The 24305-nt window shown below is 69.4% G+C and carries 25 protein-coding genes; 12 read left to right on the forward strand and 13 right to left on the reverse strand.

The window, feature by feature from the left end:
* Nucleotides 1–18 precede the first annotated feature (18 nt).
* From C7H75_RS18305 to C7H75_RS18330, 6 genes are all read left to right on the forward strand, one after another.
* Nucleotides 19–888, forward strand: a complete 870-nt coding sequence (locus C7H75_RS18305; RefSeq protein ID WP_005518467.1) for an alpha/beta fold hydrolase — start codon at nucleotides 19–21, stop codon at nucleotides 886–888.
* Nucleotides 885–1721 (forward strand): 3-(cis-5,6-dihydroxycyclohexa-1,3-dien-1-yl)propanoate dehydrogenase, encoded by an 837-nt coding sequence (gene hcaB, locus C7H75_RS18310; protein ID WP_005518465.1) that lies wholly within the window; start codon nucleotides 885–887, stop codon nucleotides 1719–1721. The genes C7H75_RS18305 and hcaB overlap by 4 nt, the downstream gene beginning before the upstream one ends.
* A complete protein-coding gene (locus C7H75_RS18315; protein WP_013416856.1) occupies nucleotides 1718–3319 on the forward strand; it encodes an acyl-CoA synthetase in 1602 nt (533 codons plus the stop codon). The genes hcaB and C7H75_RS18315 overlap by 4 nt, the downstream gene beginning before the upstream one ends.
* Complete coding sequence (locus tag C7H75_RS18320; protein ID WP_081120678.1) at nucleotides 3316–3714, forward strand: hypothetical protein; 399 nt, start codon at nucleotides 3316–3318, stop codon at nucleotides 3712–3714. Before C7H75_RS18315 ends, C7H75_RS18320 begins: the two co-directional genes overlap by 4 nt.
* 155 nt (nucleotides 3715–3869) lie before the next feature.
* A complete protein-coding gene (locus C7H75_RS18325) occupies nucleotides 3870–4700 on the forward strand; it encodes a class I SAM-dependent methyltransferase (RefSeq protein WP_084962240.1) in 831 nt (276 codons plus the stop codon).
* Between the two features lie 36 nt (nucleotides 4701–4736).
* Nucleotides 4737–5738 carry an endonuclease/exonuclease/phosphatase family protein gene (locus tag C7H75_RS18330; RefSeq protein WP_084962242.1) on the forward strand — a complete coding sequence of 334 codons (1002 nt, stop codon included), beginning with the start codon at nucleotides 4737–4739 and terminating at the stop codon, nucleotides 5736–5738.
* Here C7H75_RS18330 and C7H75_RS18335 read toward each other — a convergent pair.
* Nucleotides 5708–7378 carry an HNH endonuclease signature motif containing protein gene (locus C7H75_RS18335; RefSeq protein WP_159025988.1) on the reverse strand — a complete coding sequence of 557 codons (1671 nt, stop codon included), beginning with the start codon at nucleotides 7376–7378 and terminating at the stop codon, nucleotides 5708–5710. The genes C7H75_RS18330 and C7H75_RS18335 overlap by 31 nt on opposite strands.
* Before the next feature lie 80 nt (nucleotides 7379–7458).
* On the opposite strand from C7H75_RS18335, the gene C7H75_RS18340 reads away from it, so the two are divergent.
* On the forward strand, nucleotides 7459–7884 hold the full coding sequence (locus tag C7H75_RS18340) for a hypothetical protein (protein WP_106851670.1): 426 nt from the start codon (nucleotides 7459–7461) through the stop codon (nucleotides 7882–7884).
* Nucleotides 7885–7945: 61 nt separating this feature from the next.
* Here the strand turns inward: C7H75_RS18340 and ephH are convergent, their stop codons facing one another.
* From ephH to C7H75_RS18355, 3 genes are all read right to left on the reverse strand, one after another.
* Nucleotides 7946–8764: an epoxide hydrolase EphH gene (ephH, locus tag C7H75_RS18345; protein WP_106851671.1), complete on the reverse strand. Its 819-nt coding sequence runs from the start codon at nucleotides 8762–8764 to the stop codon at nucleotides 7946–7948.
* A gap of 107 nt (nucleotides 8765–8871) precedes the next feature.
* Nucleotides 8872–9804 carry a 3-carboxyethylcatechol 2,3-dioxygenase gene (locus C7H75_RS18350; protein ID WP_005518450.1) on the reverse strand — a complete coding sequence of 311 codons (933 nt, stop codon included), beginning with the start codon at nucleotides 9802–9804 and terminating at the stop codon, nucleotides 8872–8874.
* Nucleotides 9805–9870: 66 nt separating this feature from the next.
* Complete coding sequence (locus C7H75_RS18355; protein ID WP_087587195.1) at nucleotides 9871–10761, reverse strand: IclR family transcriptional regulator; 891 nt, start codon at nucleotides 10759–10761, stop codon at nucleotides 9871–9873.
* 123 nt (nucleotides 10762–10884) lie between these two features.
* On the opposite strand from C7H75_RS18355, the gene C7H75_RS18360 reads away from it, so the two are divergent.
* Complete coding sequence (locus C7H75_RS18360; RefSeq protein WP_037084981.1) at nucleotides 10885–11481, forward strand: helix-turn-helix domain-containing protein; 597 nt, start codon at nucleotides 10885–10887, stop codon at nucleotides 11479–11481.
* 83 nt (nucleotides 11482–11564) lie between these two features.
* On the forward strand, nucleotides 11565–13301 hold the full coding sequence (locus C7H75_RS18365; RefSeq protein WP_106852039.1) for a TIGR03767 family metallophosphoesterase: 1737 nt from the start codon (nucleotides 11565–11567) through the stop codon (nucleotides 13299–13301).
* On the opposite strand, the gene C7H75_RS18370 is transcribed toward C7H75_RS18365, so the two are convergent.
* Nucleotides 13298–13891, reverse strand: coding sequence for a potassium channel family protein (locus C7H75_RS18370; RefSeq protein ID WP_106851672.1), 594 nt, complete (start codon nucleotides 13889–13891; stop codon nucleotides 13298–13300). The two genes, C7H75_RS18365 and C7H75_RS18370, sit on opposite strands and share 4 nt — an antisense overlap.
* Before the next feature lie 247 nt (nucleotides 13892–14138).
* Between C7H75_RS18370 and C7H75_RS18375 the strand changes: the two genes are divergently transcribed.
* Nucleotides 14139–15545 (forward strand): DUF7159 family protein, encoded by a 1407-nt coding sequence (locus C7H75_RS18375; protein ID WP_106851673.1) that lies wholly within the window; start codon nucleotides 14139–14141, stop codon nucleotides 15543–15545.
* Here C7H75_RS18375 and tsaD read toward each other — a convergent pair.
* From tsaD to tsaB, 3 genes are read right to left on the reverse strand one after another with little or no spacing between them, the layout of a single operon-like run.
* Nucleotides 15490–16530, reverse strand: a complete 1041-nt coding sequence (gene tsaD, locus C7H75_RS18380) for a tRNA (adenosine(37)-N6)-threonylcarbamoyltransferase complex transferase subunit TsaD (protein WP_005518444.1) — start codon at nucleotides 16528–16530, stop codon at nucleotides 15490–15492. The genes C7H75_RS18375 and tsaD overlap by 56 nt on opposite strands.
* A 5-nt stretch (nucleotides 16531–16535) precedes the next feature.
* Nucleotides 16536–17033, reverse strand: a complete 498-nt coding sequence (gene rimI, locus C7H75_RS18385) for a ribosomal protein S18-alanine N-acetyltransferase (RefSeq protein ID WP_005518443.1) — start codon at nucleotides 17031–17033, stop codon at nucleotides 16536–16538.
* Entirely contained in the window at nucleotides 17030–17683 is a 654-nt protein-coding gene (gene tsaB, locus C7H75_RS18390) for a tRNA (adenosine(37)-N6)-threonylcarbamoyltransferase complex dimerization subunit type 1 TsaB (RefSeq protein WP_081120848.1), read from the reverse strand. The genes rimI and tsaB overlap by 4 nt, the downstream gene beginning before the upstream one ends.
* Nucleotides 17684–17845: 162 nt before the next feature.
* Between tsaB and C7H75_RS18395 the strand changes: the two genes are divergently transcribed.
* On the forward strand, nucleotides 17846–18724 hold the full coding sequence (locus C7H75_RS18395; protein ID WP_022597311.1) for an oxygenase MpaB family protein: 879 nt from the start codon (nucleotides 17846–17848) through the stop codon (nucleotides 18722–18724).
* A gap of 4 nt (nucleotides 18725–18728) precedes the next feature.
* Here the strand turns inward: C7H75_RS18395 and tsaE are convergent, their stop codons facing one another.
* The 5 genes from tsaE to C7H75_RS18420 all read right to left on the reverse strand — a co-directional run bounded on the left by tsaE (nucleotide 18729) and on the right by C7H75_RS18420 (nucleotide 23852).
* Complete coding sequence (tsaE, locus tag C7H75_RS18400) at nucleotides 18729–19241, reverse strand: tRNA (adenosine(37)-N6)-threonylcarbamoyltransferase complex ATPase subunit type 1 TsaE (RefSeq protein ID WP_064079388.1); 513 nt, start codon at nucleotides 19239–19241, stop codon at nucleotides 18729–18731.
* The gene (locus tag C7H75_RS18405; protein ID WP_081182754.1) at nucleotides 19231–20325 is read right to left on the reverse strand and encodes an alpha/beta fold hydrolase; all 1095 of its coding nucleotides are present in this window, start codon (nucleotides 20323–20325) and stop codon (nucleotides 19231–19233) included. Before C7H75_RS18405 ends, tsaE begins: the two co-directional genes overlap by 11 nt.
* Nucleotides 20322–21494 (reverse strand): alanine racemase, encoded by a 1173-nt coding sequence (gene alr, locus C7H75_RS18410; RefSeq protein ID WP_233281928.1) that lies wholly within the window; start codon nucleotides 21492–21494, stop codon nucleotides 20322–20324. Before alr ends, C7H75_RS18405 begins: the two co-directional genes overlap by 4 nt.
* A 112-nt stretch (nucleotides 21495–21606) precedes the next feature.
* Nucleotides 21607–23070 carry an NAD(P)H-hydrate dehydratase gene (locus tag C7H75_RS18415; protein WP_106851675.1) on the reverse strand — a complete coding sequence of 488 codons (1464 nt, stop codon included), beginning with the start codon at nucleotides 23068–23070 and terminating at the stop codon, nucleotides 21607–21609.
* A 5-nt stretch (nucleotides 23071–23075) separates the two neighbouring features.
* Nucleotides 23076–23852 carry a VOC family protein gene (locus tag C7H75_RS18420; protein ID WP_013416873.1) on the reverse strand — a complete coding sequence of 259 codons (777 nt, stop codon included), beginning with the start codon at nucleotides 23850–23852 and terminating at the stop codon, nucleotides 23076–23078.
* Nucleotides 23853–23926: 74 nt separating this feature from the next.
* Here C7H75_RS18420 and C7H75_RS18425 point away from each other — a divergent pair, with 74 nt between their 5' ends.
* Complete coding sequence (locus C7H75_RS18425) at nucleotides 23927–24298, forward strand: cupredoxin domain-containing protein (protein ID WP_084843790.1); 372 nt, start codon at nucleotides 23927–23929, stop codon at nucleotides 24296–24298.
* Nucleotides 24299–24305: the final 7 nt, after the last annotated feature.

Here is a 24305-nt window from a genome sequence, read left to right on the forward strand (position 1 = left end):
CAAGGAGCGCGTGACACAGTGACAACGAATGCAGCGGCAGAGACGGCCGTGACCACCCGCGAGGTCGAGACCTCGCTCGGCACCATCAAGGTGAGCGAGGCCGGCACCGGCCCCGTCCTGGTGATGCTGCACGGCGGTGGGCCGGGCGCGTCGGCGATCGCCAACTACAGCCAGAACCTGCCGGCTCTGACGCCGCACTTCAAGGTCGTGCTGCCGGACCAGCCGGGCTTCGGTGGCAGCTACCGCCCCACGGAGGAAGACCTCCAGGAGCGGAGCATCACGCAGATCACGGTGGACGCGCTGATCCAGACGCTCGACGCGATGGGGATCGAGGAGTTCCACCTGATGGGCAACAGCCTCGGTGGGGCCGCGGCGATCGCCCTGGCACTGGCGATCCCGCACCGCGTCACCCGGCTGGTACTCATGGCTCCGGGCGGCGGCTGGCTCCCGTTCGGCCCGACGCCCACCGAGGGCCAGAAGGCGATGTTCCGCTACTACAACGGCGGCGGCCCCTCGGTGAAGAAGATGAAGGACTTCGTCCGCACCATGGTCGCCGACCCCAAGCAGTTCGACGACGCCAACATCGAGGCCCGCTACGAGGCGTCGCTGGACGAGAGCCACATCGAGTTCTACCACCGCTACAACGCCGCGTTCGCGCGTCGTCACGGCATGGATCCGCTGTGGCGCGACGCCCACGAGATCAAGGCGCCGACGCTGCTGCTGTGGGGCACCGAGGACCGGACCATCACTTTCGAGGGCTCGCAGCTGATGCTCAAGCAGATTCCGAACGTGCAGTTGCACGCCTTCAGCAAGTGCGGGCACTGGGTCCAGGTCGAGCGACAGAAGGAGTTCGAGCGGCTCGTGGTGGACTTCCTGGAGGACCAGTGACCGGGTGGCTCGAGGGCAACGTCGCCCTCATCACCGGTGGTGGCTCCGGTCTGGGGCGGGCCGTTGCCGAGCGGTTCCTCGACGAGGGCGCTTCGGTCGTCGTCGCGGACCGTGATCCCGTCAAGCTCGGCGAACTGGTGGAGGCGGCCGGTGATCGCGGCGACCGCGTCCACACGGTGGAGGCCGACGTCCGCTCCACCGCCGACCAGCATCGCGCGGTCTCGGAGGCCGTCGCACGCTTCGGTAAACTGGACACCCTGGTGCCCAATGCGGGTATCTGGGACTACCAGCGCTCGATCACTCGGCTCGACGGCGAATCGTTGTCGGCGGCGTTCGACGAACTGTTCGCCGTCAACGTCAAGGGCTACCTGCTGGCCGTCGAGGCGTCGTGGCGGGAGCTGGTCAAGACCCGCGGCAGCGTCGTGATGACGTTGTCGAACTCGGCCTTCTATCCGAACGGAGGCGGTCCGCTGTACACCGCGAGCAAGCATGCGTGCCGCGGACTGGTGCTCGAACTCGCGTACGAGCTGGCCCCCAAGGTCCGGGTCAACGGCGTCGCCGCCGGCGGCATGCGCACCGACCTGCGCGGCCCGGAGTCGATGGGCATGGCCGAGCGTTCCATCGAGGCGTCGTTCGCCCGCAGCGCCACGACGGGCGACAACCCGCTGCTGCCGCTGCACGACGCGAGCGTCGATCCCGCCGATTTCACGGCGCCCTACGTGCTGCTGGCCTCGTCGGCCAACAGCTCCAACATCACCGGTGCGATCATTCCCGTCGACGGCGGCATCGCCGCCCGTGGGTTCCGCACCGCGGCAGGCGGAGACGATCTGTGAGCACCGAGAAGCATCCTGTCGACATCAGCCCCGCGCGTGCGCTGCAGAACCTGGGCCGACTGCACGGTGACCGCACCGCACTGATCTACGAGAACCACACGGTCGGCTACCGCGAACTGACGGCGCGCGTGCACGCGATGGCACTGACCCTCCACGCGTCCGGCATCCGCAAGGGCGACCGGGTGGCCTACCTGGGGCTCAACAGTCCGACGTTCCTCGTGACCTACCTCGCCTCGGCGTGGGTGGGCGGCGTGTTCGTGCCGATCAACTTCCGCCTGGCCGCAGCCGAGATCGCCTACCAGCTGGGCGATTTCGGACCGCGCGTCCTGATCGTCGAGCCCGGCCACATGCCCGTCGTCGACGAGATCGACCCGGCGGTCCTGCCGCCGCGCCTGATCGCGGTCGACAACGACGACGCGGTGCCGCTGACGGACGAGCCGGCCGAGCGCTGGGAGCGGCTGACGGCGGCCCTCGCGCGCGGCGCCGATCTGGACATCGCCCTGTCGCCGCTGCCCCGGTACGCGGACGACCTGGCGGCGCTCATGTACACGTCGGGCACCACCGGGCGCCCCAAGGGCGTCATGCTCACCCACGGCAACATCTGGTGGAACTCGTTCAACGTGGACTCGGTTGTCGAGACCAGCCGCAGCGACGTCAACCTCGCGGTGGCGCCGTTGTTCCACATCGGCTGCCTCAACTCGTTCACGCTGCGCAGCCTCGCCCGCGGTGGCGCGACGCTGGTGCGACGCAGCTTCGACCCGGCGCAGACCCTCGCGGACCTCGTCGAGTACAAGGTCAACACCATCTTCGCGGTGCCCGCGATGTTCTCCGCCGTCGCCCAGCTGCCGCAGTTCGCCGACGCGGACCTGTCGCAGCTGCGGTCGGCGATCGTCGCGGGGGCGCCCGTGCCGCCGAGCCTGGTCAAGGAGTACGGCCACCACGGTGTCGCGCTGCAGCAGGCGTGGGGGCTGACCGAGACCGCGCCGTTCGCGACGTCGCTGCCACCCGAGCGGACCCTGGAGCGGGCGTCGTCGGCCGGTCTGCCGATGCCGTTCTGCGAGATCAAGATCGTCGACCCGGTCACGGGTGCAACGCTCACCGAGCCCAACGCGGCCGGCGAGATCTGCGTTCGGGGACCGAACGTGACCCCGGGCTACTGGGCCAACCAGCAGGCCACGGACGCCGCGTTCGACGCCGAGAACTGGTTCCACTCCGGCGACCTGGGGTGTCTCGACGAGGACGGCTTCCTGTACATCGTCGACCGGATCAAGGACATGATCATCACGGGCGGCGAGAACGTGTACCCGGCCGAGGTCGAGCGGGTGCTCGTCGAGTACCCCGGCGTCACGGATGCTGCGGTCGTCGGCGCCCCCGACGCCAAGTGGGGCGAGATCGTCGTCGCCGTCCTCGTGGTGTCCACCGACACCGACCCGACGCTCGAGGAGATCCGCGACTTCACGAGCGAGCGCCTCGCCAGGTACAAGCTGCCGAAGGAGATCCTCGTGCTGGACTCGCTGCCGCGCAACGGATCCGGAAAGCTCGACAAGGTGTCGCTGCGCAAGCTGGCGGCCGACGGACACGGTTCGCTGGGCCGATGAGCATCCCGGGTTGGCCGCTGACGTACACCGTCGACGACGGTGGCACGCCGCACGAGGTCCGCGCACGGTTCGCCGTGCGCGGGCCCCTCGGGAACGCGTACCCCGCCGGCATCGCCGACCTCGAACTCGATCTGCGCGGCCTCGGGGACCCCGACGCCCTCCGCGGCGTCGGGGAACAGATCCTGCGGGAGAACCCCGCATGTCGACGCGTCGTGCTGCCGGTACCGGCCGGCGACCTCGACGCAATCGGCTTCGCCGAGGACGCCGGATTCCGCTACGTCGTCGACGTCGACGTAGCGGGAGAACGCGGTGAGATCACCGAACTGTCCCTCCTGGTCCTCGAACCGGGTTGGGTTGCCGACGCACCGACCGCCGTCGACGACCTACCCCTCTGAGTACGCCAGCCCCGAAGGGCGGCCGGATTCGTCCGAATTCGGCCGCCCTTCAGCTGTTTTGGAGCCTTCGTGCGGCGTGCTTCCCGGCAATTGCCCTCCGGTTCCGGTACTTGGTTGAGGTGAATACACCTGTCACGCCGAGTCCTTCGGCCCTCATGTCCGCTGCCGCCCGAGCCGCCCACGCGGTCGTGGACCCTCCCCCGCATCTGATCGTCGACGACACCGCGCGCCTGCTCTGCGAGGCCGCCGGCAGCCCGTCCCCGCTCGACTTCCATCTCGCCCACCCCTCCGAACCGGTGCTGGCAGCCGCTCGGGTGTCGGCCGCCGCCCGCAGCGCTTACGCCGAACAGTTGCTTCGTGCGTCCGGCATCCGGCAGTACGTGGTGCTGGGCGCGGGTCTCGACACGTCGGTGTGGCGTGTGCCGCCGTCGTGCACCGTGTGGCACGTCGACCTGCCCGGCGTACTCGCGTGGCGTGGGACGCTCCTCGACGGCGCAGGCACCTCGGACCTCGGCGTGCCGGTGCCGGTCGACCTCGCCGTCGATGACCCGGTTTCCGTGCTCGCACACGCCGGTCTGCGAGTCGACGAGCCCGTGTTCGTGTCGTGGCTCGGGGTGTCGATGTATCTCGACGCCGACGCCGTCCGGAGGACCTTCACATCCCTCGGCGCCCTCGCGCCGGGATCCGAGTTGGTGTTCGACCACATCGTTCCCGCTGCCCACCGCGATCAGGCGGGCAGCGACTACGCCGAGGCCGTCGCGGCGGCGGCCGGCGCGCAGGGCGAGCCGTGGCGCTCCACACCCACCGCCGTCGAGCTCGACGTGTGGCTGGACGAGCCGGGATGGTCCACCGCCCAGTCGATCGGTGAGGCCGACTCGACCCCTCCGGGGTTCTGGGATCGGACGGACGCACTGCAGCCCATGGAGCTGGTCCGATTCACGCACGCCCGGCTGCCGGGCCAGGGCGCGTCCGGGCGAAACGGATAAACTGCGGCGTCTCGATCGACGACGGAGGGGGATCCGATGAGGGGATCGATCGCACTGCGCGGGGCGGCGGCGGTGGTAGGCGTCGCCGGCGTCGTTTCCGGGTTGGCCGCGCTGGTCGCTTTCCGATCCGGCGCGTCCACCAACGTCGTGATCGTGACGGCGTCGTTCGCGCCGTTCCTGCTGGCGGTGACGATCGTGGGGGCGATCGTCACCGCCGCTGCACGGCAGTGGATCCTGCTCGGCATCGCGGCGCTGGTTCTCGCGCTGGGCGGGTGGGCGTTCGGTCCGCTGTGGGTGGGCGGCGCGTCGGGCAGCGTCGGGGCGCCGACCGGGCCGACGATTCGTGTGATGCAGTCGAACATCATGGTGGGCTCGGCGGATCCCACTGCCCTCGTGCAGGCGGTCCGAGATCAGGGTGTCGACGTGCTCACGCTGCAGGAGCTGACCGAACCGGCCGTCGCGGCACTGCGCGATTCCGGTCTGGAAGATGTTCTGCCACACACGTTCCTGGAACCACGCGTCGGCGGGAACGGCGGCGGCATCTACAGCCGGCTTCCGCTTTCCAACGGCCGGACGGTGGAGGGTATGGCCCTGACGAACCTCGTCGTCGACGTCGATGCCGGATTGGGTGAGCCGGTGGTGCTGTTCGACGTGCATCCCGTGCCCGCCTACATCGCGCCGGCCGAACATTGGACCGAGGACTTCGATCGCCTGCGGGATGCGATGGATGCGGCCGCCGTTTACGACAACGTGATCGTGAGCGGCGACTTCAATGCCACCTACTCGCACCGCAAGTTCCGGGACCTGCGCCACGGCGGCTACGTCGACGCCGCGGACCAGCTGGGCGCGGGAATCCTGCCGACGTATCCCACCGACAAGCGTTATCCCGCGATCGTGGGAATCGACCACGTCCTCACCAAGGGTGCGCAGGCCACGTCCCTCGAGCGCGTCGAGGTGGCCGGGTCGGACCACTACGGTCTGATCGCCGAGCTGCGCTTGAGCGGCGATCAGAACGGCGGCGATTCCCCGTCGGAGTAGGTCGCCGGGCTGTCGTGGCGGGATCGCCTGCACGGTAGCCGCGGCACCAGAGTGGGGGCGCTGTCCTGGACAAACATTCCGCCGGGCAGCGTCACCGTCGTGGTGCCGTAGCGGCTCGTCCACACCACGACACCGGCACCGAGCATCGAGGCGTCGACTCGCCCCATCGTCTTCAGGTTGTGGTGGAACTGGCACAGGCACTGCAGGTTCGACACGATCGTCCATCCACCTGCCCTCGGGTTGCGGTGCGAGAACGGCACCACGTGATCGAGTTGGCAGCGTGCCGCCGGCACCGAGCAGCCGGGAAAGCGGCAGCGACTGTCCCGCGTGCGCACCATCGCCGTGGTGGCGGCGTCGGGGCGGTAGACTAGCGCTCCAGCCTGTGGCTCGCTCAGCCCGCCATGGCCGTCCGGATGGCGACCACGCCGCATCGTCGGATCAGCCTCGAGCGCAGACTCGATCCCGCAGACGGTGGTCCCGGTTCCTGAAGGTGGAGGCCCCGCTCTCTCCCCCGACCGATTCGCATCCCGGTGTGGAACCCGTCCGCCGCGATGCCGCGTCCCCCGGGCCCGGAACACGTGGAGGCCCCGTCGCCGCTGCATCGGTTCCGTCGGCGGGCCGGTGGGCCGGAGATCGTCGGCAGCGCCAGCGTCGGCGTCGGCGCTCGCCATTCCGTCGGCCACGAGCCCGAGTTCGGTTGCCAGATCGACCATTTCGGTGAGCATCGCCCGCCACGTCGCGTCTTCGGCCAGCATCTGCGCGAGGGCCGGATCGATCGGTCCGTGTCCGTCGAGGTACGCGGGCGACGCGGTGAGCCCGAGCAGTGTGGCGACATCGACGGTGATCTGCACCAGCGGCTTCCGCCGCGACGGCATCGAGGCCGCGGCCACCGTGGGACAGTCGGACTTCTCGCACGTGCAGGGCAGCGCGGATTCACCGTGCAGCAGTGCCACGAAGGCGTCGACGAGAAGGATCTGCCGACCGCGGCGGTCCTGCCTGCACACGGTGTCGGCCATCTCGCACACCAGTTGCCATGCCGCCTGCCCCTGCTCTGCAGTCAGTACCGCGGTGAACTCCGACAGCGGTCCCACCGGGCGGACCCTGACTCGGCACTCCGCCTCGGCGACCTCGCGATCCGATGCCGCCTCGTCGGGGCTGGCGCGCACGATCAGCTCCCGAATCTCGCGTCCGAGTGCGGCCGGCGCCAATCGCAGGGCCGATCGGACGATCTCGCCCTCCAGAAGGGCCAGCGTTTCGGGGCTGAGGCCCGCCGTCTCACGATGAATTCGCCAGGCTCGGGCGTAGTCGAGATCGCCGGCCAGGAACGCGGCACACGTGAGCGGGAGGCGAAGTCGCAGATCGACGCCGAGGTCACAGAAATGCGAGGCCATCGTGTGCGAACAGCCCAGCCTGGTCGACACCTCCGCGATCGCCTCGTTGCCGCAATCGCGAATGTCGCCGCCCCGCAATGCAACGTCACGCTCTAGTGCCGACAACGCCAGCTCCCCCGCCAGCAGCACCTTGCGGGCGGCATGTGCATTCTCGATGCGCGCCAGCCCCGACAACTCGACGAACCGCAGCGCGTCCCGCGCGACGTCGGCCGCCGCCAGCTCCTCGACCCCACCCCCGGATTCGAACATAGTTTCGATCATACGGACACCTACCGACAACCCCGCGCGTGTCATCCGAACTGCCTCCGAACGTCCGGGAGGCTGCCCCTATGACTTCCGATTCCGAACCGGACCCGTCGACACGCCGCCGACGAGCGATCGCCGACTCACTGCGTCAGTACCTGTCGGACGCCACCTCCATGCCGCCCGCACCGACGTCGGAGCCGGATGATTCGATCGGATGGTTCGCCCCGGCCCCCAGCGGACACAAGCTGTACGGGCGAGAACCCTGGACCCGCATGCGCGACGTCGAGGTCGGCGTCGCCGGGCATGCCGTCGCCGTCTCGTTCACGTGGCTGCCCGACGACCACCCGACGCGGTCGTACGTCGTCGTGCTGCACATACCGGACTGGGACGAGATCACCGGTTCCGACTCCCTAGTCACGACCCTCGACCTGTTGCTCGATCGTCCGGACTGGCAGACGCGCCTGCACCCGGCCGGAGGGGACGTCTTCGTCGTGCTCCCACACTTCTAGCCTCGAACGCCCTACCGGAATCCGAACCCACCCGGACTTCACACGGCTCCGGATAGCGGCGTCAGGCGGCACCATCCCACCCCAGGGCCCTCGCGAGATGCGCGCGCACCGCTCCCGCCACGACATCCGGGTCCTCGAGCATCGGGATGTGCCCGACGCCCGGAAGCACGATCTCGTCGACCTCGCCGGGAAGTTCGTCGACGAAACGCTGCATGCAGGTGTCCCGCGCCAGGAAGGTGTCGTGTTCCCCCAGGATCAGCGACGTGGGCGCGGCGATCCGATCGAGTTCACGAATTGGTCCGTCACGCAGGAATGCGAGCAGGATCGGCAGGTACACCGGGCAGTGCGACACGGCCCGAATGACATTCGTGGCGTCGTCCGGATCTACCCGGCTGACGTCGTGGCTGCAGTTCGCGATGACGGGTCGCTGGAAGAACGCACTCGCGGCGGCACGGTCACCGAGCACCCGTGCGAGCGCCATGAGCGGGAACTGTGCCACGAAGCCGAAGCCGACGCGGAACTCGATGCGGGAGAATCGCTTCCACCCGCCGCCCGGGTTGATCCCGGCGACCGAGCGGGCACGCCCTCGACGAGCCAGTTCGAACGCGACCTGACCGCCCAGCGAGTTGCCGACGACATGGCACGTGTCCCAGCCCATCTCGTCGAGGTGCCGTTCGATGCCGTCGGCGATGCCGGTGATCCCCAGATCGCGCCACCGCAGCCGCGGACCGCCCCAGTGCCCGGGCATCGTGAGCGCGAGAACGTCGTAGTCGGAGGCAAGATCGTCGGCCACCCGATGCCACACATGGTGCGACAGCGTGAAACCGTGCAGCAACAGCACCGGCTCACCGGATCCCCCGCGGTACGCCGACGTCACCATGTCGTCTCCTCCCCCGAGGCGTCCTTCATGGGTAGCACCCGGATAGGGATACGACAAGGGCCGGGCGTCCTCCGTAGACGCCCGGCCCGATGCCGAAGAGAGAGAAACTACTTCGCAGTGGTCACCGCGAAACCGGCCACCCACTCGGGGATGGCGCGGTAGTAGCGCGACTGCAGCTCGTACGAACCCGAGGCCGCGAGCGCCGCGTAGGCCGCGATCCAGGTGCGGACCTCGTGCGACGAGCCGCCGCCCTGCTCCTCGAAGAACTCGTTGGTCCAGCCGTCGAACTGTTCGATGTCGCCGGACGCGACGATGTCGAGAACCTCGTTGTCCCACTCGGGGTTGAGCGGCTTGCGTGTCGACGTACCGGCGGCCAGATCGATGCCGGACTGCACGACGCGCTGCTCGCCGCGGGCGCGCTGCTCCGGGGTGGGCGGATTGCCGAGGATGAGCGCCTCGGCGACACGCGGCGGTGCACCTTCGAGGATCGGCACCGGCGGATCGTGCGAGAGGCCACCGGAGGCCAGGAACAGCACCCTCTTGTCGAGCCGCGCGGCCGCCTCGCCGAGCGCCTTGCCGAACTGCCGGATCCGGCGCACCGGGCCGAGCGGCGCGGCCACGCCGTTGACGAAGACCGGCACGGTGGGCACCGACTGGATGCCGCCGAACAGCATCTCGAGCGGCTGCACGAAGCCGTGGTCGACGACCATGCGTGCCGAGATCGTCAGGTCGATGTCACGCTCGAGGACGCCCTTGGCGATCGTGTTCGCCGCCTCGTTGTCGACCAGGATCTCCCCCTCGGCGGATCCGAAGTCTCCGACCGCAAGCGCACCCGTCGCGATCGCGAAGGGCGGCATCTTGCCGTAGAAGAACCCGTTGTAGTGGTCGGGCGCGAACAGTACGACGAGCTCGGGGTCGTACTCCTGGACGAACTTCCGCGCGCCGGCGATGGCGTGATCGACCTCGTCGAGCACCTCCTGCGCAGGGTCGTTGAGCCCGATCAGTGGGGAGTGGGACAGCGCAACCAGCGCAACTGGCATGAGACGGCTCCTTCGGCCTGAATCAGAGTCCGGGAGAGGTTCGCTCCCGGGAGCTGTAGTGGAGGGCTACGACGCGAGCGCGATCTGGGAGGCGCTCAGTGCGCGCGACGCCGCCATACAGACCCGCCGCAGCGCGGGTTCCGCGCTCGCGGGGGTGTAGCGGGAAGCCTGACCGGACACGGAGAACGCCGCGACCGGACGCGATCCCGCTCCCGTCACGACCCCACCGACACAGACGAGTCCGTCACGACTCTCCTCGTGATCGAAGGCCACGCCGGTCCGACGAATCTGCGACAGCTCGACCCGCAGACGGCCGATATCGGTGATGGTCTTCGAGGTCCGCGCGGCCAGGTTCGAACCGAGAAGCTCCTCGGAGTCCTGGCCTGCATACGCGAGCAGCGCCTTGCCCACCGCCGTGCAGTGGGCCGGCACCCGGCCACCGACGCGGGAGGGCGACGCGACGGTCCGGTGGCCGTACAGCTTGTTGATGTAGAGGACGTCAGGTCCGTGCAGGACGGCGAGGTGCACGGTCTGCCGGGTGGCCTCGTACAGGTCGGCGAGGAACGGGGTGAGGACGTCGCGGACCGTCGAGTGCTGCGGGGCGTACACGCGACCGCCGAGGTTGTGCAGTTCGGAACCGAGCCGGTAGTCGCTGCCGACCCGCTCGACGGCGTGATTGCGCTCCAGCATGCCGAGGATGCGGAAGGCCGTCGACTTGCTCAGCCCGGAGCGCCGCGCGAGTTCACTCACGCCGACGCCCGTGTACGCCTCCTGGCCGAAACTGGTGAGCAGGCTCATCGCCTTGTCGACGGCGGCGCGGCCGTCGCGACCCGAACCCGAACGAGACAGATCGGTTAGTTCCTGCACGCCCATCGATCCCACCACTTCACTCTGCGAATCGGACATCTCCGGCGCGACCAGGCGCCTCGTCAGAGTGTGCCCACCAGGCGTTTGCATGTCAAGATTGACGATAGTGATATTAAAAGTGACACCCCGCCCGTCTCGGCTTTAATCGTCTGGAGCATTGAGCTCATTCGAGAGCACCGGACGGCGCCGAGCACTTCGACCGAGAGGAGGCCCGTGGACAGCAATGGGCTGATCGCACGCAATGTCCAGCGGTTCCGCAACGAACGCCAGATGAGCATGGGCGACCTCGCCAAGCGCGCCGACCTGTCGAAGCAGACGCTCTCGAAGATCGAGCAGGGTGTAGGCAACCCCACAGTCGAGACCATCGACGCGATCGCCACGGCGCTCGACGTTCCCCTGCGCCGCCTCGTCACCGAATGGGGCACCCGGGTGTTCGTGGTGCGCGCCGGCGAGGGCGTCTGGAACGACAAGAACGACGCGGGGACGACGAAGGTCCTCGACCAGATCTACGGCTCCGGTTACGTTCGCACGAGCATCATGCGCCTGCGGGCGTCGGCTACCGCGGCCCCCGACGACCTCGTCCGAGCCGCAGATTCCGCCGGAACTCTCATCCACGCCTACGTGATCAGCGGGAAGGTGCGCGTGGGTCCCGCGAACGAGCTGGCCGACCTGGGCCCCGGCGACTTCGTGCAGTTTCCGAGCGACATCCCGTGGGTGCTGGCCGCGTCCTCCGCCGAGGCCACCGTGCACGTCGTGACGACGATGCCGCAGGTGCCGCAGTTCGGTCCACTGAGCGACGAGAACGCCTGACAGCCGACACTCCGCCGATTCCGCGGCAAACGGGCGTTCGGTAACGATTCGTCGCCTACAGTGTGCGCGTGGGTGAACAGCAGATGAACGGAATGAATCGGCGCACCTTCCTGGGAGCAGCCGGTGTCGGCGCACTCGGGATCTCGGCACTGCCGCTGGTCGGCAACCGATCGTGGAATCCGCTCGCAGCGCAGGCCCGTGCGGCCGCACCGCTGCCGGCGTCGATCGCGGGCACCACGCTCGAATCCGTCGCGGTCCCTCTGGGTTCGAGCGGATATCGCCGGCTGACCGCAGGTCCGGGCTGGCCGCTGGTCGTCCGGAACGATCTCGCGGAGGCCCGGTCCGGACGTGAGGACCGCCGTTCCGACCTGGCCTCGATCGTCCAGCTCACCGACGTCCACGTGCTCGACGCCCAGTCTCCCGTGCGGTTCGAGTACGTCCACCCGTTCCAGGGCGCCGCGTTCCGACCGCAGGAGACCATGACCGCCCAGGGTCTGATCTCGCTGATCGATCGCGTCAACTCCCTGCGCAAGGGACCGCACACCCAGCGCGACTTCGACGCCGTCGTCACCACCGGCGACAACACCGACAACAAAGAATTCGTCGAACTGGGCTGGTTCCTCACCGCCCTCAACGGCGGCGTCATCACCCCCAACACGGGTGATCCGACGCGATACGAGGGCGTGCAGAACTCGGGCGCCGACCTCTACTGGAATCCCGAGTCCTCGATCCAGGACATCTACAAGCAGACGGGCTTCCCCGAGGTCCCCGGGCTGCTGTCCGCGGCGCTGCAGCCCGTGACCAGCCCCGGACTGGACACCAAGTGGTACTGCGTGTTCGGCAACCACGACGACTCCGTCGAGGGCACCCTCCCGAGCGGCATCCCGTTCCTCGAGCAGATGTACACGGGCAACAAGAAATTCGATGTGCCCGACTCCTCGGATCAGGCGGCCCGCATCTCGAGCGCGCTGAGCTCCGATCCGACGGCGCTGCTGAACCTGCTCTCCGCCATCACGACTCCGCCGCGCACCGTGACACCCGACGCGCGCCGACAGCCGTTCACGCCGCGCGAGTTCATCGCCGCCCACCTCGATCCCGCCAACACCGGTCCCGGACCGGTCGGCCACGGCTTCGCGCCCGACGCCGACGAAACGGGCATCGGCTACTACACGTTCGAGATCTCGCCGGGCGTCATCGGCATCAGCATGGACTCGACCAACCGCGCCGGGTTCGTCGACGGCTCGCTCGGCGAGGCACAGTTCAAGTGGATCGAGCAGACCCTGCTCGCCGGCAGCAGCAAGTACTACGACACCAACGGTGCCCTCGTCACGCAGAGCCGCACCGACACCTACTTCGTGCTGTTCAGCCATCACACCAGCACGACGATGGCGAACACCCTGCCGGATCCCGAACGTCCCCTCGAGCCGCGTATCAAGGGCGCACAGCTGGTGGACCTGCTGCACCGCTTCCCGAACGTCCTCGCTTGGGTCAACGGACACACCCACGAGAACCGGATCACCCCGCAGGTGGGCCGGACCCCCGAACAGGGATTCTGGGAGATCAACACCGCCTCGCACATCGACTTCCCACAGCAGGGACGCATCATCGAGGTCGTCGACAACCACGACGGGACCGTCTCGCTGCTCACCACGCTGATCGAGGCGGACAGCCCCTACCAGGTCGATTACGACGACTTCTCCCCCGCGGGCCTGGCGTCGATGTATCGGGAGTTCTCGTTCAACGACATCCACGCGGATGCGAAGCTGCTGGGCGGCTCGCCGGACCACAACGTGGAACTCGTCCTCGCCACACTGCGCTAGGAAGAACTGTCACCGGAGGCCGGTGGGGGCATCTCGCCCCCACCGGCCTCCCGCGTATCCTGAAGCGCCCGACCCCATTTGACGGCCTGGGTCAGTAGCTTCACACCCACCGCGAGCATCACCAGATTGCCGACGATCATCACCGTCACGACGGCTCGCGCCGGCTGGGTGACCGCGGCGATGTCGCCGAACCCGACCGTCGCGAACACCGTCAGCGTGAAGTAGAGCGCGTCGATCCGCGTCAGGGTTTCGTTGAACGCCGCCGGATCCATCTGTGAGAGCAGAAAGATCGCTGTGGCCGAGCCGAGAAGATAGACGGGCAACGTCACGGCCAGCGCTTCCGCCGAGCGCACCTCGGGTGTCGGCGAGTGAATGATCTGCCGGACCTGCCAGGCGCACAACGCGACGACCATCGACGCCCCGCCCGTGAGTACCAGGATCGCGCCCGCATCCGAGACATGGTCCATCGGCAACGCGAAGTAGGCGGTCAGCAGAATCACGACGGTGGCGGCCGAACGCAACAGCGCCCTTCTGAGCATCCGGCGGCGGTCGTGGCGATCGAGGCTCACCAAGTGGATCGCGTCGGACATGAATCCTCGCTTCCGAAGTCACCCGTTGCACGGGCCGACGGAACGATCGCCGTCCGTTCCACCGCGAATGTCCGACCCGACCTGCACGGACGCACACCCGCCGAGCGCCGCCACCCGACATTGGGTAACGTTCGGATAACGACGCCCGTGGCCGGCATCGAATTATCTCAGTTTCCGGCCCGGGACGGCCCGAAACACGGGCGAACCGACACGAGCGAACTCGAACACCGAAAGCAGGAGGTGGACAATGCGAAATTCACTCGGCATCTCCACCGGAGCAGCCGGGGTGTGCAGCGCACTCGTCTCCTCCGACGACACCGGCGTACAGGACGTCGAATACCGCACGATCTCCGCCGACCTCGGAACACAGACCGATCCGGGCGATCTGGCACTGTCTGCAATCGGGCTGATGACCACGCAGGTTCCCGACCGCCGCATCGAGCCGGACGCCATCGCGGTCGCCTACCGCACCGAATCGCAGGCCGCCGCGGTACGTTCCGCGGCGAAGTCCCAGAAGCGGGCGATCCGGCTGGTCCCCGAGACCGCCGCCACCCTCACCTACCTGCGCAGCACCGGACTCGTCGCGCAGTACGGCATCATCGCCCTCGTCGATCTCGGTGCGTCCGGTCTCACCGTGACCATCGTCGACCAGGCCGACGGCACCGTCTTCTTCCGCGACCGCACTGCGGCGGTCAGCGCCGACGCGGCCGCCCACGAGACGGCCGACGAAGCAGGTTCGCGCGCCGCCGAATTCGTGGCCGAGGCCTTCGCCCAGGCCCTGCAGCGGCCCGAGGCACTCGTGCTGGTCGGCGGCGGCGGGCGGATCCCGGGAATCGCCTCCGCGCTGGAATCCACGTTCGACGCCGCGACGATCGCCGTCCCCGAACCCGAGGCCGCCACGGCGAAGGGCGCCGCGCTGCTCGCCGGGTCCCCCGAACGCCAGAAGTTTCCCCTGGTCACCGGGTCCGGTGGACGGGTCTCCGGTGCACTCGTGGCCGCCGTCGTGGTGGGAGGCCTGATGCTCGGCTACGGCGTCAAGGAGATGGTGCCGCAGAGCGAGGAGAACTTCTCCCCGACCGGCAGCCAGGTGATCGAGACCCCCACCACCGGCCCCTACCAGCCTCCTCCCCCTCCTGAGGAGACGTGGCTTCCGACGAAGAATCCCTACCCGACGACCACGTCCGTTCCCGTGCCGCAACCGCCGGTCCCGACATACGACTACAGCACGCCGGAACCGAGCACCAGCTACCCGACGTTCGACGAGACTCCGCCGACGACGTCGGACGTCTCGCCCGAGCCCACCACGACGGCACCCACAACACCGCCGACGACAACGACGACCACCCCGCCACCGGCGACGACCACGAATCCGGACGATCTGCCGTGGATCCCACCGAAATGGCCTGAACTACCCACGTGGCTGCCGGAGATCCCCAGCATCGCGCCACCGGGCACGCAGACCCCGTCGCCGTCCGAGCCCCCGGAGGCGTCCGGTCCGGCCGAGACACCCGAGCAGACTCCGGAATCGGCTCCCGAGACGGCTGCACCGTCGACCGCGGCACCGGCGCCGGAAGCACCGATCGCGGCCGTCCCCCAGGTCAGTCCCGAATCTGGCTCACCGACACCGGAAGTCCCGGATTCGTCGCCGAGGTGAGCGCCGACGGCTGTGCACCGCCCGCAATGAGGTGCGCGCCGAGCGCAGCGATCATCACACCGTTGTCGGTGCACAACCGAGGACGCGGCACTCGCAGCGTGAGACCCGCCGCGGCGCAACGCTCTTCGGCGAGCGCGCGGATCCGCGAGTTCGCCGTCGCACCGCCGCCGAGAACGAGGGTGTCGACCCCGACGTCCTGCGCGGCGCGCACGGCCTTCATCGTCAGCACGTCGGCGACCGACTCCTGGAAGCCCGCCGCGACATCCGCGACCGGAACCTCTTCGCCCGCACGTTGCTTCGCCTCGACGAACCGCGCAACCGCGGTCTTGAGGCCCGAGAACGAGAAGTCGTGACGCGCGTCGCGGGAGCCGGTCATGCCGCGCGGGAACACGATCGCATTCCGGTCGCCCTGCTGCGCGAGACGATCCAGCGCCGGGCCGCCCGGGAAGCCGAGACCGAGTAGGCGCGCAACCTTGTCGAACGCCTCACCGGCGGCATCGTCCACGGTCGTGCCGAGTTCCACGATCGGCTTGCGCCCCAACTCCTCCACGTGCAGCAGGTGCGTGTGCCCACCGGAGACGAGGAGCGCCACGCACGGCGGCATCGGCCCGTGCTCGATGGTGTCGACAGCGACGTGCCCACCGAGGTGGTTGATGGCGTAGAACGGCACACCCCACGCCGCGGCGTACGCCTTGGCCGCAGCCACCCCGACCAGCAGCGCGCCGGCCAGCCCGGGGCCGATCGTCACGCAGATCGCGTCGGGCTTGTCGATTTCCGCGGCCGCGAGGGCGCGCTTCATGGTCGGCACCATCGCCTCGAGGTGCGCGCGCGACGCCACCTCCGGCACCACACCGCCGTATCGGGCGTGCTGGTCGACGCTCGACGCCACCTCGTCGGCGAGGAGTTCGCAGCTACCGTCGGAGTTCCACCGAACGATGCCGACACCGGTCTCGTCGCACGAACTCTCGATCCCCATCACGATCATGGCCGTCACTCCTTGCCCTGCCGCTGCGCGGCGTCGGCGTCGGTCGGTGCCGGGCGGCGCATCGTGAATGCGTCCGCGCCGCTCGGCTGGTAGTACCGCTTCCTGGTGCCGACGATCTCGAAGCCCTCGCGCCGGTACAGCGCGATCGCCGGCTCGTTGTCGGTGCGGACCTCGAGGAACACCGGCCCGCCCCACTTGTCCGCCACCCGCAGCAGCTCGCCGAGCAACGCCCCGCCGACCCCGCCGCGCTGCACCGTCGGATCGACACCGATGGTGTGCACCTCGGCCTCCGGTGTGATGCTCGTCCCGAGCAGCGACACCCCGGCGTAACCGATCAGAGCGTCGCTGCTGTCGCGCGCCGCGAAGTAGTGGTTGTGACCGCCCGCGAGCTCCGAGCGGAACGCGTCCGCGCTCCACGGGTCGTCGCCCGGGAACAGCACCTGCTCGAGTTCCGCGCACCGGTCGGCGTCGGTGTCGGCGAGCGGGACGATACGAAAACTCATTTGCGCCGGTCCGCCAACTCCACCGCGTCCGGTCGGCGCAGGTACAGCGGGACCAGCGGCTCCGGTTCCACCCCGACTCGCAGTGCCTGCGCCGCGACCGCGACCAGCCCGGCGGGCGACGGCGTCTCCACCGGCAGCACCGGCAGATCGAACAGATCCACGTGCGAGGCCGACCCGGCGATCACCTGCGACGGCTCGCCGTCCAGGTCGGACGGCTTGATCACCTCGGGCCCCTCGACGCGCTTCCCCTGCGAGTATCGCGCCCAGTACACCTCGCGCCGACGGGCGTCGGTGACCACCAACAGGTCCCGGCCGTCCGCGGCATCCGCGGCGATCGCGTCGAGGCTGCACACGCCGTGGACCGGGATGCCGAGCGCGTCGCCGAACGCGGCACCCGTCGCCATCCCCACCCGCAGTCCGGTGAACGGCCCGGGACCGACGCCGACGACGACGGCGTCGAGATCGGCCGGGGCGTAGCCCGACTCGGCCAGGCACTCGAGGATCTGCGGCGTCAGGACCTCCGCGTGTGCGCGGGCGTCGACAGTGGCCCGGGTCGCGAGCGACCGCGGGGCGTCGGCGGACTCTGAGTCGAAGCGCACGACTCCCGCAGTGACCGCAGGGGTGGAGGTGTCGATGGCAAGCACAAGCACGATGTACCAGGCTACTCGCACTCCACGGGGCTCCCCCGAGCCGGCCGACCAGCGGGCTTTCGATCGCCGTTCCGGCGCGTCGTCTTGGTGCAAATGTGATATTTCGGGAATATCTCGACCAATGCCCCACCGGGCAGCCGGGGGACCAGGAAAGGTGGCGAAATGAGTGGGGCAGTCGAAGATCTCGAACAGCAGACATCGTCCGCCCGTCAGGACGACGGGCTCTTCGGACCGGACAGCGTCACCTGGCGCTTGTTCGCCGATCCGGCGTCCTCCCTGGGCGCCGTCTGCGGCATTCTGTTGCAGACCCTCAACCCCGACATGATGACGCTGTTCAGCAAGGTCTCCGCCAACTACGGCGACGCTGCCGGCCGCGCCGCGCGCACCGTCAAATACCTCGACACCACGGTCTTCGGGGACACCGCGCACGCTTTCGCCGCCGGTGAAGCCGTGCGGCGCATGCACCGTCACGCCAAGTGGACCGACGAGCGCACCGGCCGGGTCCTCGTCGCCGACGAGCCGGACTGGCTCGTGTGGACCCACAACACGCTGGTGTGGGGCATCCTGCGAAGCTCCGAGATGTACGGGCCGAGCCTCACGGCGGCCGAACGCGACCGCTTCGTCGTCGAGCAGCACAAGGCGGCCGAACTCGTCGGCATCGACCCGTCCACGCTGGCCTCGACACATGCCGAACTCGACGACTACATCCACGGTCAAGTGGACTGGCTGGCGGTCACGCTGCCGGCGGCCGAGGCCACCGTCGCGCTACGCAAGCCGACGCTGAAGGGCAACCCGATCAAGGTCGCGTCGTCGGTGGTGATCCAGGACGGCATCATCGCGCTGCTGCCCGAGTGGGCGCGCACGATGTTCGGTGTCGCCGGCCGCCCGATGAGCCTCGGCGGCGCCGCCCGCGCGACTCGCCTGCTCATGGCCGCCGCCCGGCGCAACAAGCCCTACGAGAAGCTGATCGCCGACATGTTGTCGGAGGTCGACGCGCATCCGTACCGCAAGGTGCGCGGTATCGACGGGGTGCGCCGCTGACGGATCAGCGAACGGCGGGACCGGATACCCACTCCCACACGGCAGTACGGACATCCGACTCCGGTTCCCGCCGCAGCCGCACCCGCAGGTGCCGATCGGCGAGATGCTCGACCACACCCTCGCCCCACTCGACGACGACGACGGCCGACGCCAGATCGGTGTCGAGGTCGAGCGCGTCGAGCTGGTCGTGCATGTCCACGGCGGCATCGGAGGCCACCGCCTCGTTCAACCGGTAGGCGTCGACGTGGACCAGCGCGACCGGGGTGCCGCCGTCCGGGCGTGGGCCGGCCCGGTGCTCTCGCGCGATGATGAACGTCGGGGACGTCACGCGTCCCTCGACCCCGAGACCGGCGGCGATGCCTCGGGTCAACGCGGTCTTGCCGGCGCCGAGCGGACCGTCGAGCACGACCAGGTCGCCCGCCCCCAGGTCGGCCGCCAGCGCGCGTCCGAGCGCCTCGGTGTCCGCGGTCGTCGGCAGGGTCGCCTCGCCACGTCCGGTTCGCGTGTCAGCCGACATCTGTTCGCTCCAGTCCACCCACCAGCGCCGCATTCTCGCGATCCTCGCGTCTCGACACGGCGCGCCGGACCAGCCGATCGATCGCATCGGAGGTTACCTGCGGGAACTCGAGCTCCACGAGATGGCCCGCGTCCCGCACCCGCACCAGCTCGGCGCGGGACAGTCCCGCGGCGAGCGCTTTCGAGCTGGAGAACGGGATGATCATGTCAGCGTCGCCGCACAGGACCAGCGCCGGAACGTCGCCCAGCACCGGCAGGGCCTCGGATTCGTCGTGCAACTCGAGGGATTCGAGGAAGTTGACCACCGTCACGACCGAGACGTCACTGAGCATGCCGTCGGAGAACTCGACCAGCCGCGGGCTCACCTCCGTGCCGTACGACGCCGCCCGCAGGATCGGCGAGATGATCGCGCGGGCCGCGCCGCGCGCCTGCTGCACGACGCCGGGCGCGGTCCGCACCGCGAGACGGAAGGCGTCGATCACCGGGTTGTTCAGGTTGCGGCCGAGTCCCGACTTGTTCAGACCGGCCGCCGTGGTGGCGAGCAGTCCGACACCGATCACCCTGTCGTCGAACAGCTCCGGGAACTGACGGGCCATCGCCAGGATCGTCATGCCGCCCATCGAATGACCGACCAGGACGACCGGGCCCGACGGGGCCGTCGCCTCGACGACGGCCGCCAGGTCGCGGCCCAACTGCGCGATGGTGCAGCTCTCGACCGCCGGCGTCCCGGATTCGCCGTGTCCCCGCTGGTCGTAGAACACCATCCGAGCCGAGTCCCCCCACCGGTGCGCAAGCTGAGTCCGCTGGAAATGCCACGACTCCATCCGCAGGCAGTACCCGTGCACGAAGATCACCGTGAGCGGTGCGTCGGCGGGCCCCACCTCGCGGACCAGGAGCGGTACGTCGTCCTCCGTGGTGACGACGCGACTGCGGTCACGGGAGAACACCGTGAAGTCCTCGGACGCGTAGATCTCCGGGCCGCGGCGGGTCGTCGCCGCCTTCACCGCATTGAGCCCCGCGAGCGTCCCGATCGCCGCGACGCCCGCCACCCCACCGAACAGCCCGAGCCTGTTCAGGATGTTCATGACCGGCCACCCGGGCCTCCGACATAGGTCCGGATCGTCCGGCCCCGCACCGACGTCACCACCTCGTAGTGGATGGTGTCGAGCGCGTCCGCCCAGTCCTGCGCGTGGGGCACGCCGCGGTCACCGTCACCGTCGCCGAAGAACACGGCGGTATCGCCCTCCCGGACTCCCGCGCCGTCCGGTCCGAGGTCGACGACCACCTGGTCCATGCAGACCCGGCCGATTCCGGGACGCCGATCGTCGCCGAGCCACACCTCGAAACGACCGCCCAGCGCGCGCGGGATCCCGTCCGCGTAGCCGACCGGAAGCAACGCCACCGTCGTGTCGTGCGGCGCCACCCACGTGTGCCCGTAGGAGACGCCCTCTCCTGCCGCCACCTTCTTCACCAGTGCCACCCTCGATCGGAACGTCATGACCGGCCGCAGGCCGAACGTCCCCAGGTCCGGAACCGGGGACAGTCCGTATATCGCGATTCCGGGCCGAACAATGTCGAACCGCAGGTCGGGACGGGTGAGGGTGGCCGCCGAGTTCGACAGGTGCGCCGCCTCAGGGACCAGACCGATGCGCTCGGCGTCCTCGAGGGCACTCGTGAAACGCTCGCGCTGGTCGTCGATGACCGGGTGGTGCGGCTCGTCCGCGTGCGCGAGGTGGGAGAACACGCCCTTGAAGCGGACCGCGCCCTCTGCCTCGACGCGCGCGAGATCCTTCAGGAAGTCGGTCCACTCCTCGCGGGACACTCCGTTGCGGTTGAGGCCGGTGTCGACCTTGACCGTCACGGTCGCGGCGGTGCCGACCTGACGGGCCGCCGCGGCGACGGCAGCCAGGTGCCGCGGCGACGACAGCCCCAGTTCCACCCCGGCAGCGACCGCGGGGGCGAAGTCCGAGTCCGCGGTGTGCAGCCACGACAGCACGGGTGCGGTGATGCCGGCGTTCTTGAGTTCGAGTCCCTCGGCAAGCGTCGTGACACCGAGTTCTCCGGCACCGGCTGCCAACGCAGCCCGCGCGACCGGTACGGCGCCGTGGTTGTAGGCGTCGGCCTTGACGACCGCCATGACCGTGGCGCCGCCCGCGTGCTCACGCAGGATGCCGATGTTGTGGGCCACCGCGTCGAGGTCGATCACCGCTTCCGCCTGAGGCGCCGCCGCAGATGGAGGCGTATTCGCCGCCACGGGGGCGCTCGTCTGGGTCGGGGCGGTGTCGGGCTCCTGCGCGGTAGTGGTCACGAACTTCGATCCTGCCACTCGTCAGGAGGAAACTCCTGCACGGGTAGAACCCGACCAGTCACGATCGAGACACACGTGAGCTCGGGAACACTCGCAGGATCCGGATCGCCGATCGCAGATGCGCGAGCAACGTCGACGCCGAGATGGGCGCGAGCCCCGCGTCCCCCGTCTCGTCGGATCCCTCCCGAGCTCCCAGATTGGCCGCGAGCGAATGCGCCCGTGCACCCGCGGCGGCGGCCTGGGACGGTTCGAGTCCGGTGGCCAGCAGCGCACCGACGATGCCGGACAGGACGTCCCCCGAACCCGCCGTCGCGGCCCACGAACTGCCCGCGTCGTTGACGAGCGCCCGGCCCGACGGCTCCGCGATCACCGTTGCTCGCCCCTTGAGCAGGACCGTCACGCCCCATTCCGCGGCCAGAGCACGCGCCGCCGCGACCCGGTCGGGTGTCGGTGCGACGCTCGTGAGCCGCTCGAATTCGCCGGCGTGCGGAGTCAACAGGGTCGGCGCGGCGCGGTGCCGGACGAGATCGGGGTGCTTCGCGAGCAGATTCAGACCGTCGGCGTCGACCAGCACCGGAACGTCGGAGTCGAGCACGGTCCGCAACTCCTCGAACGCGGCGTCGTCGGTGCCGATCCCGGGGCCGACCACCCACGCCTGCACCCGCCCGGCCTCCGCCGGTGACGGCGCCGCCACCACCTCGGGCCAGTGCCCGACGACCTCGTCCGCCGCCCGGCCGGCGTAGCGCACCATTCCCGCCGTCGCCGTGACCGCCGCGCCGGCCGACAGCACCGCCGCGCCCGGATACCGCCGGCTCCCCGCGACGACCCCGACGACGCCCTGCGTGTACTTGTCGTCCGCCGCATGCGGCACCGGCCACAACCGGCCGACCTCCCACGGATCGACTGCCTGCAGGTCTGCTTCGGGGAGTGTGAGGCCGATGGGCACCAGTTCGACGCGTCCACAGCGCGCGGCGGCGAGCGCGTGCACGGGCTTGAGCGCCCCGAACGCGACGGTGACCGCCGCCGTCACCGCGGGGCCGTCCACCGCCCCGGTGTCCGGGTCGACGCCACTCGGCAGGTCCACCGCCACGATCGGGGCGTCGAGCTGCGCGACGATCGCGGCCGCGGCGGGACGGAGCGGTCCGCTCCCGGAGATGCCGACGATGCCGTCGAGCACCAGATCGGGATCGCCCGGGTCGGGCGAGACCCGCCCACCCGCGGCCTGCAGCGCCGCCAGGCCCGCCGGGTGCGCGCGGTCCGGATTCAACAGGACCGCGGTGACCGCGACGCCGCGCCGGCGCAACAGCGCGCCCGCCCACAGCGCGTCGCCGCCGTTGTCGCCGGAGCCTACGAGCAGCGTGACGCGGCGGCCCACCACGCCGCCGGTCCGCGCCCGCAACTCACCCGCCGCCACCCGCGCCAACCCGTGGGCTGCGCGGCCCATCAACGTGCCGTCGGGCAGGCTCGCCAACAGCGGCGCCTCCGCGGCCTTGACCTGCTGCGCCGTGTAATAGTTCCGCATCTCCGTCAGGCCGCCACCGGGCCGGAGATCATGAACCGGGCACCGTTCGGATCGGCCACCTGCGCCATCCGGCCGTACTCGGTGTCCCACGGCTGGGTGAGGACCTCACCGCCGAGGTCGACGACCCGCGCGATCGCGGCATCGGTGTCGTCGACCTGCACGAACATCTGCCAGTGCGACGGCACCTCGGGCGGCAGCGCCTTGCTCGCATCGAAGATCCCCGCCAGGTCCTCACCGTCGAATCGGCCTGTCGAGTAGCGGAATTCGTCGCTGTCGCTCAGGGTGGCCAGATCCCATCCGAACACGTCCCGATAGAAGGGCAGCGCGGCGTCGTAGTCCTTGCTGACCAACTCGAACCACGCGGGCGTGTTGGACTCGCCGATCATCCCGAAACCCTTGTGTTCGCCCGGCTGCCACACGCCCACGACGCCACCCGACGCGTCCTGGAACATCGCCATCCGCCCCTGCCGCGGAACCGTCATCGGCTCCATCATCACCTGGCCACCGGCCTTCGAAACGGCCTCGGCTGTCGCGTCCGCATCGGCCGTTGCCAGGTAGGTCGTCCACACGTCCACGTACGGGTTCCCGGCCTGCCCGGGCATCGCTCCGGCCACCGGCTTCCCGCCGGCGAGGAACATCACGTAGCCGCCGTACTCCTCGGAAGACCCCTCGTGGGTCCATCCGAACAGAGCGTCGTAGAAGGCGGTGGCGCGGTCGATGTCGGACGACTGCAGGTCGATCCAGCAAGGGGCGCCGAGCGGCGCGGATTCACGGGCAGGCATGGCAACTCCTCGTGCGATTCGAGGTCGGTACAGGTGTGGGAGGACACACTCGCCGTCAGACTACGCTGAATTGCATGAAAGCACGGGCAACCGCGATGGCCATCGGAATCGCTTTGGCTGCAACCCTTTCCGGGTGCAGCTCCGACGCGGGAGGTGGTGCTCCGGTAGACCTTCCGGGCGGCACGGCCAAAGCACTCACCGTCGAGGTGAAGAACATGACCTACTCGCCCGCGTCGATCACGATCCAGGCCGGCCAGACCGTGACCTGGGTGTTCGACGACCGCGGCGTCCCGCACGACGTCGTCGGACTGGGAAGCGCCGAGTCCGTCCTGCGCAGCCCGCTGCTGAAGACCGGCACGTGGCAGTTCACGTTCACCGAGCCGGGGACGTACGACTACACGTGCTCTCTGCACCCGGACATGCTCGGTGTGGTCGTGGTGGTCTGACGACCAC

It is taken from the genome of Rhodococcus (subgen. Prescottella) equi (assembly GCF_003013675.1).
Taxonomy (GTDB): domain Bacteria; phylum Actinomycetota; class Actinomycetes; order Mycobacteriales; family Mycobacteriaceae; genus Prescottella; species Prescottella equi.